The sequence below is a fragment of the Tardiphaga sp. genome (assembly GCF_028290495.1).
Classification (GTDB): Bacteria; Pseudomonadota; Alphaproteobacteria; order Rhizobiales; family Xanthobacteraceae; genus Tardiphaga.
Window position 1 is genome coordinate 1 of record NZ_JAQGJT010000118.1, and the last position, 16,445, is coordinate 16,445.

Below are 16,445 nucleotides of genomic sequence, written 5' to 3' on the forward strand. Positions count from 1 at the left end.
GTCGCGATGACCAGCACAACCGCGACGAACTTGACCAGCCAGCCCACAAGCGCGAGGGCCACCGCGACGACGCGGCTGCCCTTCGCATCGATCGACAACATCGTCATCCGAACGAGACCGATCCGAACGTCTCGTGGACGCCGACCGCCGTCGACAGCACGTTCTTCAAACGCTTGTCGACGAAGTTGGGGTATTCCGCCTCGAACATCCACAGAACCGGCATGTCCTCCACCAGGATCTTCTGCACCTGCGTGTACAGATCCTGGCGCTTCTCGTCGGAGGTGGCGACGGCCGCTTCCTCGAACAACCGGTCGACTTCCGGATTCGAATAACAGGCGGTGTTGGAGAACAGGATGCCCTTCTTGATGTTCGAGCTGACGTAGGTGCGCGCGACGCCGAGGGCCGGATCGCCGAACTGGTAGACCAGGTTCATGGTCATGTCGTAATCCCAGTTGCTGCACTTCTCGGCCCAGCCGGCAATGTCGGTATTTTCCAACTGGATGTCGATGCCGACACGGCCCAGCGTCTGCCGAATGAACTCGCCGGTGCGCTGATAGCTCTCGCCATAGGGCGGCACCAGATATTTCAGCGTCACCCGCTTGCCATCTGCGCCCGGCTTCAAACCCATCTCGTCGAGCAGCGCCTTGGCTTTGTCGAGCGAATACTCGTACTGCTTCAGGTCTTTCTCGTAGAACCGGGTCTTCGACGAAACCGGGCCGTTGGCGAGCTTGCCGATGCCGAAATAGATCCGCTGCAGCAGCGCCTTGCGGTCGATGGCATACACGATCGCCTGACGGAAACGCTTGTCGTCCATCGGCTTGACGCGATTATTGAGTTCGAGCCACGAATGCGGAGCGAAGAACTCGTAACCCTTGGTCGAGATTTCGTAGTTCGGCAGCTTCGACAGCCGCGCCACATCGAATGCCTCGATGTCGGTCCACTGCGTCAGCTGCACGGTGCCCTGCTCCAGCGCCACCGAGCGCGACGCCGCGTCCGGAATGATGCGGTAAATGATCTCGTCGAGATACGGCTCGCCGGGGCGGTAGTAACCTTCGTGCTTCACCAGATGAATGTGCGATCCCTTGACCCATTCCTTGAGCTTGAACGGGCCGCAGCCGATCGCCTGGGCATTGGCGGGATTCTTGCGGTAGTCGCTGCCGTCATAGATGTGCTTCGGCACGATCGGCGCGGTGGTGCAATCGAGCGCGCCGAGGAATGGCGCGAACGGCGTCTTCAACTTGAACACAACCGTAAGCGGATCCGGCGCCTCGGCCGTCTCGATACGCGCAAAGGTGCCGCGGGCGCGGGCGTGCGTCTCCAGCAGAATCTTGGTCATCGAGAATACGACATCTTCGGACGTCAGCGGATGACCATCGTGGAAGGTGATGTTGGGGTATAGTTTGAACGTATAAGTCATGCCGTCCGGCGAGATCTCCCAGGACTTGGCGAGACCGGGCATCGGCTTGAGGTCAAAATCGTAGCGCAGCAGGCTCTCGTAGATCTTGCCGCCCAGCGTCAGCGTCGGCTGCTGCTGGTTCAGCGCCGTGACGAGGATAGGCGGCTCCGGCTGGATGACGGTGTTGAGGGTGCCGCCCCTGGTCTGGCCAACTGCACGGGTGATGCCGAGAGGAAGTCCCGAGAGCGCTAAGGCGCTGACACCCATCAGCTTGGCGAATTCACGTCTGTCCATGGCCGCAACCTTCCAAATGCCCGTTAAACCGGACGTCAGCCCGCGCGCTGCCGGACTGACGTCGTATCGTGTCGTGAAAAGTAGATCGGCCTTAACCGAGCGTAACAGCCCCGAACGTTTCATGCACACCGATGCCGGTGGTGATGACGTTCTTCAGCCGCTTGTCGATGAAATTCGGAAAATCCTGCTCGATCATCCAGGCGATCGGAACGTCCTCGACAACGATCTTCTGCACCGCCGTGTAGAGTTCCTGTCGCTTGGCGTCCGTCGTCGCGACAGCAGCTTCCTCAAATAGCCGATCGACCTCCGGATTGGAATAGCCGGCGATGTTGGAGAACAGGATGCCCTTGCGGATGTTCGCCGTAATGTAGCTGCGCGAAACGCCGAGGGCCGGATCGCCGAACTGATACAGCAGATTGCTGGTCATTTCGAAATTCCAGTTGCTGGTGCGCTCGGCCCAGCCGGCGAGATCGAGATTTTCGAGCTGGATATCGATACCGACGCGGCCGAGCGACTGCTTGAAGAATTCCGCCGAACGCTGCCACAGGTCGCCATAGGGCGGCACCAGGAACTTCAGCGTCACGCGCTTGCCGTCGGCGCCGGGCTTCAGGCCCATCTCGTCGAGCAGCGCCTTGGCCTTGTCGAGCGAGTAATCGTAGTTCTTGACGTCCTTCTCGTAGAACCGGGTCTTCGACGACACCGGGCCGGTGGCAACCTTGCCGAGATTGAAGAACACGCGCTGCAGCAGCATCTTGCGGTCGACCGCGAACATTACCGCCTGGCGGAAGCGCTTGTCGTCCATCGGCTTGACGCGGGTATTCATCTCCAGCCAGAAATGCGGCGCGAAGAATTCGTATCCCTTGGTGGTCATTTCCACGTTGGGCAACTTCGACAAACGGGCAACGTCGAACAGCTCGACGTCGGTCCACTGGGTCAGCTGCACGGTACCCTGCTCCAGCGCCACGGCGCGCGCGGCGCCGTCGGGAATCACGCGGTAGATGATTTCATCGAGATGCGGTTCGCCGGCGCGGTAATAGCCTTCGTGCTTGACGAGATGAATGTGCGAGCCCTTGACCCATTCCTTGAGCTTGAACGGGCCGGAGCCGATCGCCTGCGCGTTGGCCGGGTTTTTGCGGAAGTCAGTACCCTCATAGATGTGCTTGGGCACGATCGGCGCAGTGGTGCAGTCGAACGAATTGAGGAACGGCGCGAACGGCGCCTTCAGCGTGAATACCACGGTGAGCGGATCGGGCGCTTCGGCCTTGTCGATGCGCAGGAACGTGCCGCGGGCACGCGCGTGGGTTTCTGTCAGTACCTTCATCACCGAGAACACGACGTCCTCGGAGGTCAGCGCATGGCCGTCATGGAAGGTGATCTTGGGGAAAAGCTTGAAGGTGTAGACAAGACCGTCCGGCGACACCGTCCAGGACTCGGCAAGGCCCGGCATCGGCTTCAGCTCGGAGCTGTAGCGCAACAGGCTCTCATAGATCTTTCCGCCCAGCGTCAGCGTCGGCTGCTGCTGGTTCAACGCCGTGACGAGAATCGGCGGCTCCGGCTGGATGATGGTGTTGAGGATGCCGCCCTTGGTCTGACCGACAGCACGCGTCAAGCCGAGCGGGATGCCCGCACCGATCGCCGTACCCGTCAACGCCATCAGCTTGGTAAATTCACGCCTGTTCATGCCGGTTCCTCGTGATGAATACGAATGCAATCGCCACTATTACGCGAGACGATCGCCGCACAATTGCTTGCAAGATCGGGACCAACGCCAAACGCATGCCCTATTCGACGACCGTGCTTTCTGCGTCAATGGCCCGCGTCATTAAACTGTGTCTTGACACAACGTTACACACGGATCAGTCGGCGCGACCGAGATAGCGCGCGATGCCGAGCACGTTGGCGCCAAGCATGACCGGACAACCGCTTCGGGTGGTGATCCCGATCGACATCTTGTCCGTGCGCCCGAAGCTAACCACCGTGTCGGCAGCGTCGGTGATCGGCGCATAAAGCGGCCACAGGCCCGCAGGCGCATGTTGCAGGATCAACTGCTGCTCGGTCCGATCAAAATCGGCGTCCGAGGTCACCGTGATATTGAGCGCATCAACGACGAGCAGCGAAGCCGGCGCCCGGCGCATACTGCCACCCGGCGCGAAGAAGTCGTTCCAGGAAGGAGTGGCGTCGGATCGCCATGGCGGCGAGGCAGCGCTGCTGAACGCCGTCGCCAACACGGAGGAATCGTACCACGCGGCCGGTATGACGACCCATTGCGCACGCGCCCCCACCTCCACGCGCGCCGTGACCGTGCTGGCGGCAAACTTGCGATGCAGCGGCGCGCCATCATTATCTGCCCAAAGTCCAGCAACAGCGCTATCGGCGCCGCCGGTCCATGTTTGACTAACGTCCGCGGAAACAGTCCTGCTATCGAAGTCCCCACTCGCGCCCGACGACGCACCCAGCAGGTTCAGCAGATCGGCATAGCCACCGCCGAATTCCGGCAGTTTCGCATCGGCCAAAGGAAAGGACGGCGATCCGCCCGCAGGCCTTGCCAGAACGACACGTGACAGGAACGCCACCCCTTCGGACATCACACCGGTGGCATGTCGTGCGGCCCAATTCTGAAACAGCAGAGGCAAGTCGCTATCGGCAGGGATTGGACCTTGCGTTGCGAGAAAGGCCGACCACGCTTTTGCATTCGGCTCACCGATCGCCTGCGCCAATGCGCCGCGCGGCGCTTCCATCTGGCTTGCCACCGCCACATATTGATCTGACAGCCGTATGGCCTCGCCGTTGGCGCGGTTGAAAGTCAGCGACGCCGGCGGAATCACATTCTGGCAATTCCAGAGCGACGCGTCGGTCGCAGCGATCGGCGCCGCCGGAAGCCAGATCTGAAAAAGCGAGCGGTCGAGCGAAAGCGTATCGACCAGAAAATTGTACCAGCGATTTTGCAATGTGCGCATCGGCGACGCCAGATTGCGGCTCGAAAAAACAGGCCGGCGAGTTACCCGCCGGCCTGTGCTTCAAGTCATGAGACGGTGGCTGTTCACAAACTTACGCTGCCTTCGTGCTCAATGCCTGGGCGCGCAACTGGGCTCCCACGACGGCGGTGCCGACATAGTTCGCCACCGGCTCGACATTGACGCCGAGCACGATCGGAACGCCAGGCTGGCTGGTAATGACCGCCGTCATGTGTCCCTGGTTGTCGAAACTGGTGCTGGTGGTGGTGCCGCTGTTGTTGCTTTGCGAGTAGAACGGCCACATCCCGCCAGACGACGACTGCTGAATCGCCGCCTGATCGGCTTGGCTGAAAGATGCCTGCGATTCGACCTTGATGAACATGCCGGAAGCCACGACGATACTGGACGCGAAGCGCGCCATCTTGCCGCTGGTCGGATCGAAGGTGTTGCCCCAGTTGGTTGGCCCGGAGACCCACGGCGCCCCGCTCCTGTTGCTGAACGCTTCGCCCATCGCGGCCGAACTGTACCAGGGACCAGGCACCGCCGTGAACGGCGTCACGTGCTGGAAGCTGGTACTCACCGTCACGCCGCTGGAAGCGAAGGCCTGGCTCTGCGACGAGGACGACGAACTGTTCGACCAGAGGCCGAAGTACGCCGACTGGCTGCCGTTGCACCAGGTGTTCGAGACGTTGGAGTTCGCCGTGCTGCTGTCAAACTGGAAGCTGCGCGACGGCGCGACCGCCAGCATGTTGGCCAGATCATTGTAACCGGCGTCCCAGTTCGGCTGATTGGTCGGCGACGTACCGGAATAGGGCATGATGGCGAGCTTCGCGGCCGTGATTGGATCCAGCACCATCGCCGCCAGGTCATTCGCCCCCGTGTTGGCGACCGACATGTAGCCGTTGAGCGCCGCCCATCGCTGGAATACGGCCGGCATCATGCTGAGCGACACCGTCAGCGGCAGCGTCATGGCATAAGCATTCCAGGCCGCCAAGCAGGCTGGGCCGACATCCGTCTCGAATGTATTGGGAGCGCCCTTCAGCGTCGACAGCAGGCCGGAATAATCACTGAAGAACTGGTTGCCGCCGCTCTGGACGAAGTCGTTGGTGAGCGTGGCCGGTGGAATCAGATTGAAGTAATTCCAGACAGCAGCGTCCTGCTTCGGTCCGGCCACCAGCGGCGGCGATGGCTGGATCAGTTGAAAGGGACTGCCGGGCGGGAATCCCAGTCCCTGCGATAGCGCGTTGTAAAATCCATTCTGCAAATCAAGAAACGATGCCATGAAGCGCGTCCTCCGTTTTACGGGTGATGACCGGCACAATTGGGCTGAGCGGATATCTGGCGAAGAAGAATCTAACCGGGCAGCAAACTGAGTGCGAGGTCGCCGCAGTCGTATCGCACCCTTGACGCGTCGTCCAGTTAAAGTTGTTTTATTTAATATAACACTCTAAAATTGTTTACCTCGGATTTATAGAAAGCACCGCGTAGCGATCCGCGCGACAAGGTCGCCAACGAAAAACCCCCGCCAGATCCTGGCGGGGGCACAATTCAAAACAAGGCTGTCGCAGAGCAACTGTGATTCACACGGCTCGATTTCAGGTCACGACTTCGATCAGCTTCGGGCCCTTCTCGGCCATCGCATCCGCCAGAGCCTTGTTGAAATCATCCGCGGTTGTCACCGAGCGCGCCGGGACGCCCATGCCCTTGGCAAGCGCCACCCAGTCGAGCGCCGGGCGGTCGAGGTTGAGCATGTCGAGCGCGCGCTGGCCGGGGTGGCCGGCGCCGACGCCGTCAAATTCGCCAAGCAGGATCTGGTATTTGCGGTTGGCGAACACGATGGTGGTGATGTCCAGACCTTCGCGGGCCTGCGTCCACAGCGATTGCAGCGTATACATCGCGCTGCCGTCGCCGACCATGCAAATCACCTTGCGATCGGGACAGGCCACCGCAGCGCCAGTCGCGACCGGCGTCGAGAAGCCGATCGAACCGCCCATGTTCTGCAGCCAGTCGTGCGGCTTGGCGGCGGCGGTCGGCGGGAAGAAGCCGCGACCGGTGGTCAGCGATTCATCCACCATGATCGCGTTTTCCGGAATCGCCATCGCGATCGCCTGCGCGATCGAGGCATGGTTCAGCGCGCCGGTCGGCCGGGCCAGTTCGACCAGTTTCTGCGGCTGCACGTCGGACGGCTTGGCGCCGAGCGCGCCGGCCAGAGCCTCAAGGGCAGCAACCGAATTTTCGCCGATCTCGGTGACGCGGTGAACGTCGCAGCCGTCCGGCTTCAGCATGCTCGGCTTGTTCGGATAGGCGAAGAACGCCACGGGATCGTTGGCCTCGATCAGCACGATGTGCCGAAAATCCTTCAGGATCGGCAGCGCCAGTTCGATCACATAGGGAATGCGGTCGATTGCAAAGCGTCCGGCGCCGCGCGCCATCTTCGGATTGTACGTCTGGCCCATCACCTTGCAGCCGGTCTTTCCAGCGATCTGGGCGGCCAGTGCAAGTCCCTTCTCGGTCAGCGCGCTGCCGGTCATCAGCAGCAGCGTCGGTTCGCCGGATTTCAGCACCTTCGCGGCAGCATCGACCGCCTGCGAAGAATAGCCGGCGCTCTGCGACGGCGCGGGCACTTCCGCGATGCCATTGGCGTCGCCCCAGGCGGTGTCGGCGGGCAGGATCAGGGTCGCGACCTGGCCGCTCTTGGCGGCGGCAATCGCGTCAGCGCCGTCGCTGGCGATCGACTTCGAATCCGGCGAGGTGCGGACCCATTGCGACATCGGCCGCGCCAGGCCCTCGATGTCCGAGGTCAGCGGCGCGTTGTATTCGATGTGGTAGACGGCGTGCTGGCCGACGATATTGACGATGCCGGAATTGGCCTTCTTGGCATTGTGCAGGTTGGCCAGACCATTGGCGAGGCCGGGGCCGAGATGCAGTAGCGTCGAGGCCGGCGTGCCCTTCATGCGATAGTAACCATCGGCGGCGCCGGTCACCACGCCCTCGAACAGGCCGAGCACGCAGCGCATACCCTCGACGCGGTCCAGCGCCGCGACGAAATGCATCTCCGACGTGCCAGGGTTGGAGAAGCACACATCGACATTGCCCGCGACCAGCGTCCGTACCAGGCTTTCCGCACCGTTCATCATTTCACTCCAGTTGATATTTCTCACTCTGCCGGCAGATCAACCATTGTTGAGGCTGTCCGTCAAAGGGTACCGTCACAAACCGGCCTCACGCGGCTGTGGCTTGCGAAATCAGCGAGATTGTGTCCTCTCTGTGACTCAATTCAATGGCGAGGAATCCGATGAAGCGACTATTGGCCGTGCTCGTTGCTGCAACTGCGTTTATCTCCCTGTCGCTGCCCGCCGACGCGCGAGCGCGCCCACAGCCGGCACGGTCAGCCGACGTCGAGGTCAACGATTCGCCGTTCTCGAATTTCTTCTCCAACCTGGGCACGCCGAGCGGCTCCAGCCCGGTGCCGCGCGCGGTGGTCGGCTTCGACACCCGCTACGCACCCGGCACGATCGTCGTGAACACCGCCGAGCGCCGGCTTTATCTGGTGCAGGACGGCGGCCGGGCGCTGCGCTACGGCATCGGTGTTGGCCGCGACGGCTTCCGCTGGGGCGGTGTTCACCGCATCACCGCCAAGAAGGAATGGCCGAGCTGGACCCCGCCGTCGCAGATGATCGCGCGCCGTCCAGACCTGCCGCGCCACATGGAAGGCGGTCCCGACAACCCGCTGGGGGCGCGTGCGATGTATCTCGGTTCAACGCTGTACCGCATCCACGGCTCCAACGAGCCGGAGACGATCGGCCAGGCGGTGTCCTCGGGCTGCTTCCGCATGACCAATGACGATGTCACCGACCTCTACAACCGCGTCTCGGTCGGCGCGACCGTGGTCGTGAAGAACTGATTTCCGACCTGTAGTCGCCCGGGAGAAGATGGCAATCTTCTACCCGGGCGAGCATTGAAGGCTTGCGCCGCCCCGCGCCATGCGACAGTTTGGATGCAATGCGCGCCCCAGCCAATCACGGGTTATTCGCCATCGCGATGGCCGCCTGCGCCATCGGATTGATATGCGCGTCACCGCTGCACGCGACCGAACCGGCTGCCGTCGCCTCGCGCCAGCGCGCCGAAAAGAAAACCTTCACCGATGCGGAGATCATCGACGGTTTTTTAAAAACCGCGTTCGGCGCCGAGTATCACCTTGCCGGCCGCGTCGACCGCATCCGCAAATACGAACTGCCGGTGCGTGTATTCGCCGAAGGCCGCTCCGACCGCAAGGCGCAGATCACCAAGGTCGTGACCGACATCGCCTTGCGCGTGCAGCATCTCGATATCGCCATGTCGGAGACCTCTGGCGACGCCAATATCATGGTCAAGCTGGTGCGCGACCGCGACCTGTACCGCACCATCTCGACCTTCTACGGCGCTGAACGCGCCAAGGAGATTCGCAACTCGCTCGACCCGCAATGCCTGTCCGGCTTCCGCAAGAACGAGGCCTTCGAGATCGAGCATTCCGACGTCATCCTCACCGTCGATAACGGCGACTTCATCTTCCTCGACTGTGCCTATGAGGAACTGCTGCAGTCGCTCGGCCCGATCAACGACACCAGTTCGGTGCCGTGGACGATGTTCAACGACAACGTCCAGATGGGATATTTCGACGTCTTCGACCAGTACATCCTCAACATCCTCTATGACCCCCGCATCAAGGCCGGCATGACCGTGCAGGACGTCCACGCCGTCCTGCCGCAGGTGCTCACCGACGTGCGGACATGGGTGGCAAAGGTGAACGGGCTGGAGTAGCGTTGAGCGATTTTGAGCTTGGGCCGCGCCGGTTGTGAGCGAAACCGCGAGCCCATTCCGCGACACGAAAAGCCACTTCCGGTAACATGATGGCTGCGAGGACAAACAGGTCTGGCGCGTCATACCAGTCCTGAAGCCCGCGATGAGGTGAGACTCATTTCACGCCACAGATACCGCCGTTACGTCGCCGCCGCGCCTTGACTGGTATCCTATTGCAAGTTCAACTAAATTTGCGACAACATCCAAACCAGTGGAAGTTAAATGCGGACACCCTCCGTCACCATTCCGATCGAAATCTACAGAACGATTGTCGCGATTTCAGAAGCCGGCAGCCTGAGCAAGGCGGCGACGATGGTCGGCCTTAGTCAACCGGCCGTCAGTTCGCAGATCAAGCGCGCGGAAAGCAGCATCGGCGGAGCCCTGTTTCAAAAAACTACCGGCGGCTCGAGTTTGACACGCTTGGGAAGCCTGGTGGTTCATCAGGCTCGACGAATTCTCGACGCGAACGATCAGGTTCTTTCCATGGGTGGAATGGCTCGCCAGGCGCAGCCGATCAGGCTCGGTGTGCCCAGCCTGTACATAAAAGAGTTTCTCCAACGCAATGACCTTGATCTGTCCAACGTGTTTGTTCACACGGACAATTCGATCGGCATCGTGAAAGACCTGATCGATGGCTACATCGATATTGCATGCGTCATCGAGCCTGAAGACCGTTCGGGGATAGAGCAACTGATCGTCAAGGAATCGGTCGAGAATTTCGTCTGGGTCAGATCCAGGACCTTCGTTTTAAGTCCGGGCGCCCCCATCCCGTTGCTGAATTGGCCAGAACTATCGATCGACAGCATGCTTATTCAGGCCCTGACGAAAAACGGTCTTGCCTACAGGATAACGTTCAAAAGCCCCGATTATCACGCCAAGCTCGCGGCGGCGGCCGCCGGTATGGGATTAATGGCGTTTCCCCAACGCATGATTCCACCGGACCTGGTTCACGCGAAGGAATACTACCTCCCGGCACTTCCGCCAGTGAAGCTCCTTCTGTGTGTTCGATCCAGCGAGAAGTCCCAGGAGGTCGAAGCATTGGCAGACCTTCTAACCAGGCTGTTCTTTGACGAGCAGCCGACGAACACGTAACCGCCCCCCTCGCCCGGCGCTTCCTGCTTGACCTCGCCCGCCTGTGGGAGAAGCAAGAACCTCACGCGGTCTTATCGAACAATTCCCGCCCGATCAGCATCCGCCGGATTTCGCTGGTGCCCGCCCCGATCTCGTACAGCTTGGCGTCTCGCAGCAGCCGTCCCGTCGGATAGTCGTTGATGTAGCCGTTGCCGCCGAGCAGCTGGATCGCGTCCAGCGCGCATTGTGTGGCTTTCTCGGACGCAAACAGGATGGCGCCCGCGGCATCCTCCCGCGTGGTCTCGCCGCGGTCGCAGGCTTTAGCCACCGCATAGACGTAGGCCCGCGCCGCGTTCATCAACACATACATGTCGGCGACCTTGCCCTGCACCAGCTGGAAGGTGCCGATCGGCGCGCCGAACTGCTTGCGCTCGTGCACGTACGGCATCACCACATCGAGACAGGCCTGCATGATGCCAAGCGGCCCGGCCGCCAGCACCGCACGCTCGTAATCGAGACCCGACATCAGCACGTTGACTCCGCGGCCGACGGTGCCGAGCACGTTCTCCTCCGGCACCTCGCAATCCTCGAACACCAACTCGCCGGTGTCGGAGCCGCGCATGCCGAACTTGTCGAGCTTCTGCGCCGTGGAAAATCCCTTCATGCCCTTCTCGATGATGAAGGCAGACATACCGCGCGGCCCGGCCGCCGGATCGGTCTTGGCGTAGACCACCAGCGTCTCGGCGATCGGCCCGTTGGTGATCCACATCTTGTTGCCGTTCAGCACATAGCGATCGCCCTTCTTCTCGGCGCGGGTCTTCATCGACACCACGTCGGAACCGGCTCCGGGCTCGGACATCGCCAGCGCGCCGACGTGCTCGCCGGAGATCAGCTTCGGCAGGTACTTGCGCTTCTGTGCGTCCGTGCCGTTGCGGCGCAACTGGTTGACGCAGAGGTTGGAGTGCGCGCCGTAGGACAGCCCGACCGAGGCCGAAGCCCGCGAAATTTCTTCCACCGCCAGGCAATGTTCGAGATAGCCGAGCCCGGAGCCGCCATACTCGTCTTCGACCGTGATGCCATGCAGGCCGAGCGCGCCGAGCTTCGGCCACAGGTCGCGGGGAAACGTGTTGGTCTTGTCGATCTCTTCGGCGCGCGGCGCGATCTCGGCCTGCGAAAAATCGCGCACTGTCTCGCGGATCGCGTCGGCGGTCTCTCCGAGGTCGAAATTGAACATGCGCTGGGCGTTCGGAATCATGAAACGTGCCTCCGGTCAGGATCTTGCCGGCGCGTCGGACGCGCGCGTTTCCCTATTGAAGACAGGAAAACGGCAGCCAGATCAATCCCTTCCTTGGTTGCAAAAAGCCGCGCGCGGCCTTGCGCGAACGCCCGCAACAGAGTGTAATTAAGCAAAATAAAGCGCCGGAACTTTCCACGGCGCATATCGGGGCGAACACAAGGAATTCCACATGCACGGCACCATCGAGACCGAAAACGCCTCGCGCCAGCGCATCGCGCGCGAGCAGGCCTATGCAACGCCGCTAAAGGATTTTCATCCCGGCGCGCCCAAGCTTTTCGCAACCGACACGCTGTGGCCGTGGTTCGAGAGGCTGCGCCGCGAAGAGCCGGTGCACTACTGCACCAACGCGCCGATCGAACCGTACTGGTCGGTCACCAAATACAACGACATCATGCATGTCGACACCAATGCCGGCATTTTTTCCTCCGACGTCAAGCATGGCGGCATCGCGATCCGCGACGTGCCGCAAGGCTATGACTGGCCGAGCTTCATCGCGATGGACGAGCCCAGGCACGGCCCGCAGCGCAAGACGGTATCGCCGATGTTCACGCCGGCGCATCTCGACGAGCTGGCGGTGCTGATCCGCAGCCGGGTCTGCAAGGTTCTGGACGGCCTGCCGCGCAACGAGACGTTCGATTTCGTCGAGCGCGTCTCGGTCGAACTGACCACGCAGATGCTGGCGACCTTGTTCGACTTCCCGTGGGAGGAACGGCAAAAACTGACACGCTGGTCGGATGTCTCCACCGCCCTGCCGAAGAGCGGCATCGTGTCTTCCGAGGAAGAACGTCGCCGCGAGATGGACGAATGCGCCGCTTATTTCGAGCGACTCTGGAACGAGCGCGTCAATTCCGATCCGCGGAATGACCTGATCTCGATGATGGCGCACAGCGACGCGACGCGGCACATGGATCCGGACACGCTGATGGGCAACATCATCCTCCTGATCGTCGGCGGCAACGACACCACCCGCAACACCATGACCGGCTCGGTGCTGGCCTTGCACGAGAACCCGGATCAGTACCGCAAGCTGCGCGCCAATCCGGCGCTGATCGACACCATGGTGCCCGAGGTGATCCGCTGGCAGACCCCACTGGCGCATATGCGGCGCACGGCGTTGCAGGATACCGAACTCGGCGGCAAGACCATCAAAAAAGGCGACCGCGTGGTGATGTGGTACGTCTCCGGCAACCGCGACGACGAGATGATCGAGAACCCCAACGACTTCATTATCGACCGCGCAAGGCCGCGGACGCATCTGTCGTTCGGCTTCGGCATCCACCGCTGCGTCGGTATGCGGCTGGCCGAGTTGCAGCTCAAGATCGTGTGGGAGGAAATCCTCAAGCGCTTCGAGCATATCGAGGTTGTCGGCGAGCCCAAGCGGGTATATTCGAGCTTCGTCAAAGGCTACGAGACGTTGCCGGTTCGCATATCCTGATTTTTCCCCGATAAGAGAATGTAAATTCCCTGATGAAAAATGAAGCCGCGGAACAGGACGAGTTCCAGGAAAATTACCATGACATTCGCGACGCGGTTGCCAAACTCTGCGCTCAGTTTCCCGGCGAATACTGGCGCAAGCTCGATCGCGAAATGGCCTACCCCAGCGCTTTCGTCAACGCGCTGACCGAAGCGGGCTATCTCTCGGTATTGATCCCCGAGGAATATGGTGGCTCCGGCCTCAAGCTCTCGGCGGCGGCGGCGATCCTCGAAGAGATCCAGCGCGCCGGCTGCAACGGCGGCGGTTGCCACGCCCAGATGTACACGATGGGCACGGTGCTGCGGCATGGTTCGGACGCGCAAAAGGCGCAGTGGCTGCCGAAGGTCGCGACCGGCGAAGTCCGCCTGCAGGCCTTTGGCGTGACAGAGCCCACCAGCGGCACCGATACCACCTCGCTGAAGACGTTTGCCAAGAAAGATGCCGACGGCAACTACATCGTCAACGGCCAGAAGATCTGGACCAGTCGGGCCGAACATTCAGACCTGATGCTGCTGCTCGCCCGCACCACGCCGAAGGACCAGTCGGCCAAGCGCACCGATGGCCTGTCGGTATTCCTGGTCGACATGAAGGAAGCCAAGGGCAACGGCCTCGAAATTCGCCCGATCCGCACCATGATGAACCACGCCACCACCGAGGTATTCTTCACCGACCTCAAGGTGCCGGCGGCCAATCTGATCGGCGAGGAAGGCAAGGGCTTTCGTTACATCCTGTCCGGCATGAACGCCGAGCGCATCCTGATCGCCAGCGAATGCATCGGCGACGCCAAGTGGTTCATCGCCAAGGCCACGGCCTATGCCAAGGAGCGCGTCGTGTTCGGCCGCCCTATCGGCCAAAATCAGGGCATCCAGTTTCCGATCGCCAAGAGCTACGCCGCCATGCGCGCCGCCGAACTGATGGTCAAGGAAGCCGTGCGCAAATACGAGGCCGGGCAGGACTGCGGCGCCGAGGCCAACATGGCCAAGATGCTGGCGGCGGATGCGTCGTGGGAAGCGGCCAACGCCTGCGTGCAGACCTTCGGCGGCTTCGGTTTCGCCGAGGAATACGACGTCGAGCGCAAATTCCGCGAGACGCGGCTGTATCAGGTGGCGCCGATCTCGACCAACCTGATCCTGTCCTATGTCGCCGAGCACGTGCTCGGCATGCCGCGCTCGTACTAATTTCGGCCGACAGACGCGGGCCCCTCCTTCGTCATTGCGAGGAGCCCTTGCGGCGAAGCAATCCAGCCCTCGCTTGTGGCTTCTGGATTGCTTCGCTTCGCTCGCAATGACGACCGGGAATTCGGAGACACGCCATGCTGCCGCTTCAAGGATTGACTGTCATCGCCGTCGAACAGGCGGTGGCCGCACCGTTCTGCAGTTCGCGTCTCGCCGACGCCGGCGCTCATGTCATCAAGGTGGAGCGCCCGGAAGGCGATTTCGCGCGCGGCTATGACGCTGCAGCCAAGGGCCAGAGCAGCTACTTCGTGTGGCTCAACCGCGGCAAGGATTCCGTGGTGATCGATCTCGCCACGCCGGACGGCCGCCGCACCCTCGAAGAACTGATCGCCACCGCCGACGTGTTCCTGCAGAATCTCAAGCCGGGCTCGATGGACAGACTCGGCTTCACACTGGAGCGTCTGCGAAAAGACTATCCGCGGCTGATCTGCTGCACCATCACCGGCTACGGCGACACCGGCCCCTATGCGCATCGCAAGGCCTATGACCTGCTGATCCAGGCCGAGAGCGGCCTCGCCTCCATCACCGGCGGCCCGGAAGGTCCGTCGCGGGTCGGCGTCTCGATCGTCGATGTCGCCACCGGCGCGGCGGCGCATGCCGCTATCCTTGAGGCCCTGATCGGCCGTTCGGTGTCCGGACAGGGCGCCGATATCCGGCTGTCGATGTTCGACGTGATGGCCGACTGGCTCACGGTGCCGCTGCTCAACGCCGAGGCCGGCAATCCGCCGAAGCGCATGGGCCTCGCGCACCCGTCAATCGCGCCCTACGGCGTGTTTCGCTCACAGGACGGCAAGGACATCCTGATCTCGATCCAGAGCGAACGGGAGTGGAAGACGCTCTGCACGAAGGTGCTGGGCGATGCCGCTCTGGCCAGTGATCCGCGCCTTGCCAACGGCGTCGAGCGCGTCCGCAACCGCGCCTTCACCGACCAGACCGTCAGCGACATTTTTGGCGCGTTATCCCGTGATGCGCTGCTGCAGCGGCTCACCGATGCCGACATCGCCTTCGCCGAAGTGAACGAGATGGCGGATCTCGCGATGCATCCGCATCTGCGCCGCATCACCGTGTCGACGCCGAACGGCGATGTCGCCTACCCCGCGCCGGCCGCGATCTTCGTCGATGCGCCTCGCGAATACGGCGCCGTGCCGGCAATCGGTGAAGTACAGAAGTAACGGAGCGCACATGACCGACGCCCTCGATCTCGACCATCTCCGCAGCTGGATCGGCCGCACCGATCAGGCCTCCGACGTGGTCACCGCGCAACTCGTAAAGGGCCTGCGCGCCACGTTGTTTCTCGATATCGGCGCGCCCGCCCCCGGCGACGCAGCGCCCTTCACCACGCATTGGTGCCTCGCGCAGCCGGTCGCACCGATGGATCAGCTCGGCGCCGACGGTCATCCCGCGCGCGGCGGCTTCCTGCCGCCAGTGCCGCTGCCGCGCCGCATGTGGGCCGGTGGCCAGCTCGAATTCCTCGACACGCTCCGCGTCGGTGACGCCGTTACGCGCTCGTCAAAAATCCTCGACGTCACGCTGAAGACCGGCTCGACCGGCGCTCTGTGCTTCGTGTCCGTCGAACACCTCATCACCACGCCGCGCGGTCTCGCCATCCGCGAGCGCCAGGACATCGTCTACCGCGATGCGCCGACCAGCATGGCGCCGCCCGCCCCCACGCCAAAGGAAGTCCCGGCCGCGCAGCACCGCGAGACGCACTTCGCCGATCCCGTACTGCTGTTTCGCTATTCCGCGCTGACCTTCAACGGCCACCGCATCCATTACGACCGCGACTATGTCACCAAGGTCGAGTTCTATCCCGGCCTGGTGTTTCACGGTCCGATGCAGGCGGCACTGCTGGTGGAGCTGTCCGCGAAGCTGCATGGCGGCAAGC

13 protein-coding genes are annotated in these 16,445 nt (G+C 62.1%); 7 read left to right on the top strand and 6 right to left on the bottom strand.

Translation table 11 applies throughout. The features are described 5' to 3' along the window. Nucleotides 1–103 precede the first annotated feature (103 nt). The 5 genes from JWQ24_RS17720 to JWQ24_RS17740 all read right to left on the bottom strand — a co-directional run bounded on the left by JWQ24_RS17720 (nucleotide 104) and on the right by JWQ24_RS17740 (nucleotide 7,778). Nucleotides 104–1,690: an ABC transporter substrate-binding protein gene (locus JWQ24_RS17720; protein WP_299810775.1), complete on the bottom strand. Its 1,587-nt coding sequence runs from the start codon at nucleotides 1,688–1,690 to the stop codon at nucleotides 104–106. 91 nt (nucleotides 1,691–1,781) lie between these two features. Next, nucleotides 1,782–3,371 carry an ABC transporter substrate-binding protein gene (locus JWQ24_RS17725; protein WP_299810778.1) on the bottom strand — a complete coding sequence of 530 codons (1,590 nt, stop codon included), beginning with the start codon at nucleotides 3,369–3,371 and terminating at the stop codon, nucleotides 1,782–1,784. Between the two features lie 175 nt (nucleotides 3,372–3,546). Then, the gene (locus JWQ24_RS17730; RefSeq protein ID WP_299810781.1) at nucleotides 3,547–4,647 is read right to left on the bottom strand and encodes a hypothetical protein; all 1,101 of its coding nucleotides are present in this window, start codon (nucleotides 4,645–4,647) and stop codon (nucleotides 3,547–3,549) included. A gap of 91 nt (nucleotides 4,648–4,738) precedes the next feature. Continuing rightward, complete coding sequence (locus JWQ24_RS17735; RefSeq protein ID WP_299810784.1) at nucleotides 4,739–5,926, bottom strand: hypothetical protein; 1,188 nt, start codon at nucleotides 5,924–5,926, stop codon at nucleotides 4,739–4,741. 313 nt (nucleotides 5,927–6,239) lie between these two features. Then, nucleotides 6,240–7,778, bottom strand: a complete 1,539-nt coding sequence (locus tag JWQ24_RS17740) for an acetolactate synthase large subunit (protein WP_299810787.1) — start codon at nucleotides 7,776–7,778, stop codon at nucleotides 6,240–6,242. Between the two features lie 161 nt (nucleotides 7,779–7,939). On the opposite strand from JWQ24_RS17740, the gene JWQ24_RS17745 reads away from it, so the two are divergent. The 3 genes from JWQ24_RS17745 (at nucleotide 7,940) to JWQ24_RS17755 (ending at nucleotide 10,575) form a co-directional block, all read left to right on the top strand. Then, on the top strand, nucleotides 7,940–8,548 hold the full coding sequence (locus tag JWQ24_RS17745) for a L,D-transpeptidase (RefSeq protein WP_299810790.1): 609 nt from the start codon (nucleotides 7,940–7,942) through the stop codon (nucleotides 8,546–8,548). 137 nt (nucleotides 8,549–8,685) lie between these two features. Continuing rightward, nucleotides 8,686–9,444 (top strand): DUF2927 domain-containing protein, encoded by a 759-nt coding sequence (locus JWQ24_RS17750; protein WP_299810811.1) that lies wholly within the window; start codon nucleotides 8,686–8,688, stop codon nucleotides 9,442–9,444. A 261-nt stretch (nucleotides 9,445–9,705) separates the two neighbouring features. Beyond that, a complete protein-coding gene (locus tag JWQ24_RS17755) occupies nucleotides 9,706–10,575 on the top strand; it encodes a LysR family transcriptional regulator (RefSeq protein WP_299810792.1) in 870 nt (289 codons plus the stop codon). Nucleotides 10,576–10,636: 61 nt separating this feature from the next. Here JWQ24_RS17755 and JWQ24_RS17760 read toward each other — a convergent pair whose 3' ends face one another. After that, nucleotides 10,637–11,809 carry an isovaleryl-CoA dehydrogenase gene (locus JWQ24_RS17760; protein ID WP_299810795.1) on the bottom strand — a complete coding sequence of 391 codons (1,173 nt, stop codon included), beginning with the start codon at nucleotides 11,807–11,809 and terminating at the stop codon, nucleotides 10,637–10,639. A 211-nt stretch (nucleotides 11,810–12,020) separates the two neighbouring features. On the opposite strand from JWQ24_RS17760, the gene JWQ24_RS17765 reads away from it, so the two are divergent. The 4 genes from JWQ24_RS17765 to JWQ24_RS17780 form a co-directional block, all read left to right on the top strand. Beyond that, nucleotides 12,021–13,286: a cytochrome P450 gene (locus JWQ24_RS17765; protein WP_299810798.1), complete on the top strand. Its 1,266-nt coding sequence runs from the start codon at nucleotides 12,021–12,023 to the stop codon at nucleotides 13,284–13,286. A gap of 32 nt (nucleotides 13,287–13,318) precedes the next feature. Further along, nucleotides 13,319–14,503, top strand: coding sequence for an acyl-CoA dehydrogenase family protein (locus tag JWQ24_RS17770; protein ID WP_299810801.1), 1,185 nt, complete (start codon nucleotides 13,319–13,321; stop codon nucleotides 14,501–14,503). 134 nt (nucleotides 14,504–14,637) lie between these two features. Continuing rightward, nucleotides 14,638–15,732 carry a CaiB/BaiF CoA-transferase family protein gene (locus JWQ24_RS17775; RefSeq protein WP_299810805.1) on the top strand — a complete coding sequence of 365 codons (1,095 nt, stop codon included), beginning with the start codon at nucleotides 14,638–14,640 and terminating at the stop codon, nucleotides 15,730–15,732. Nucleotides 15,733–15,742: 10 nt separating this feature from the next. Then, a partial coding sequence (locus JWQ24_RS17780) for a MaoC family dehydratase N-terminal domain-containing protein (RefSeq protein ID WP_299810808.1) occupies nucleotides 15,743–16,445 on the top strand: 703 nt, incomplete at its 3' end.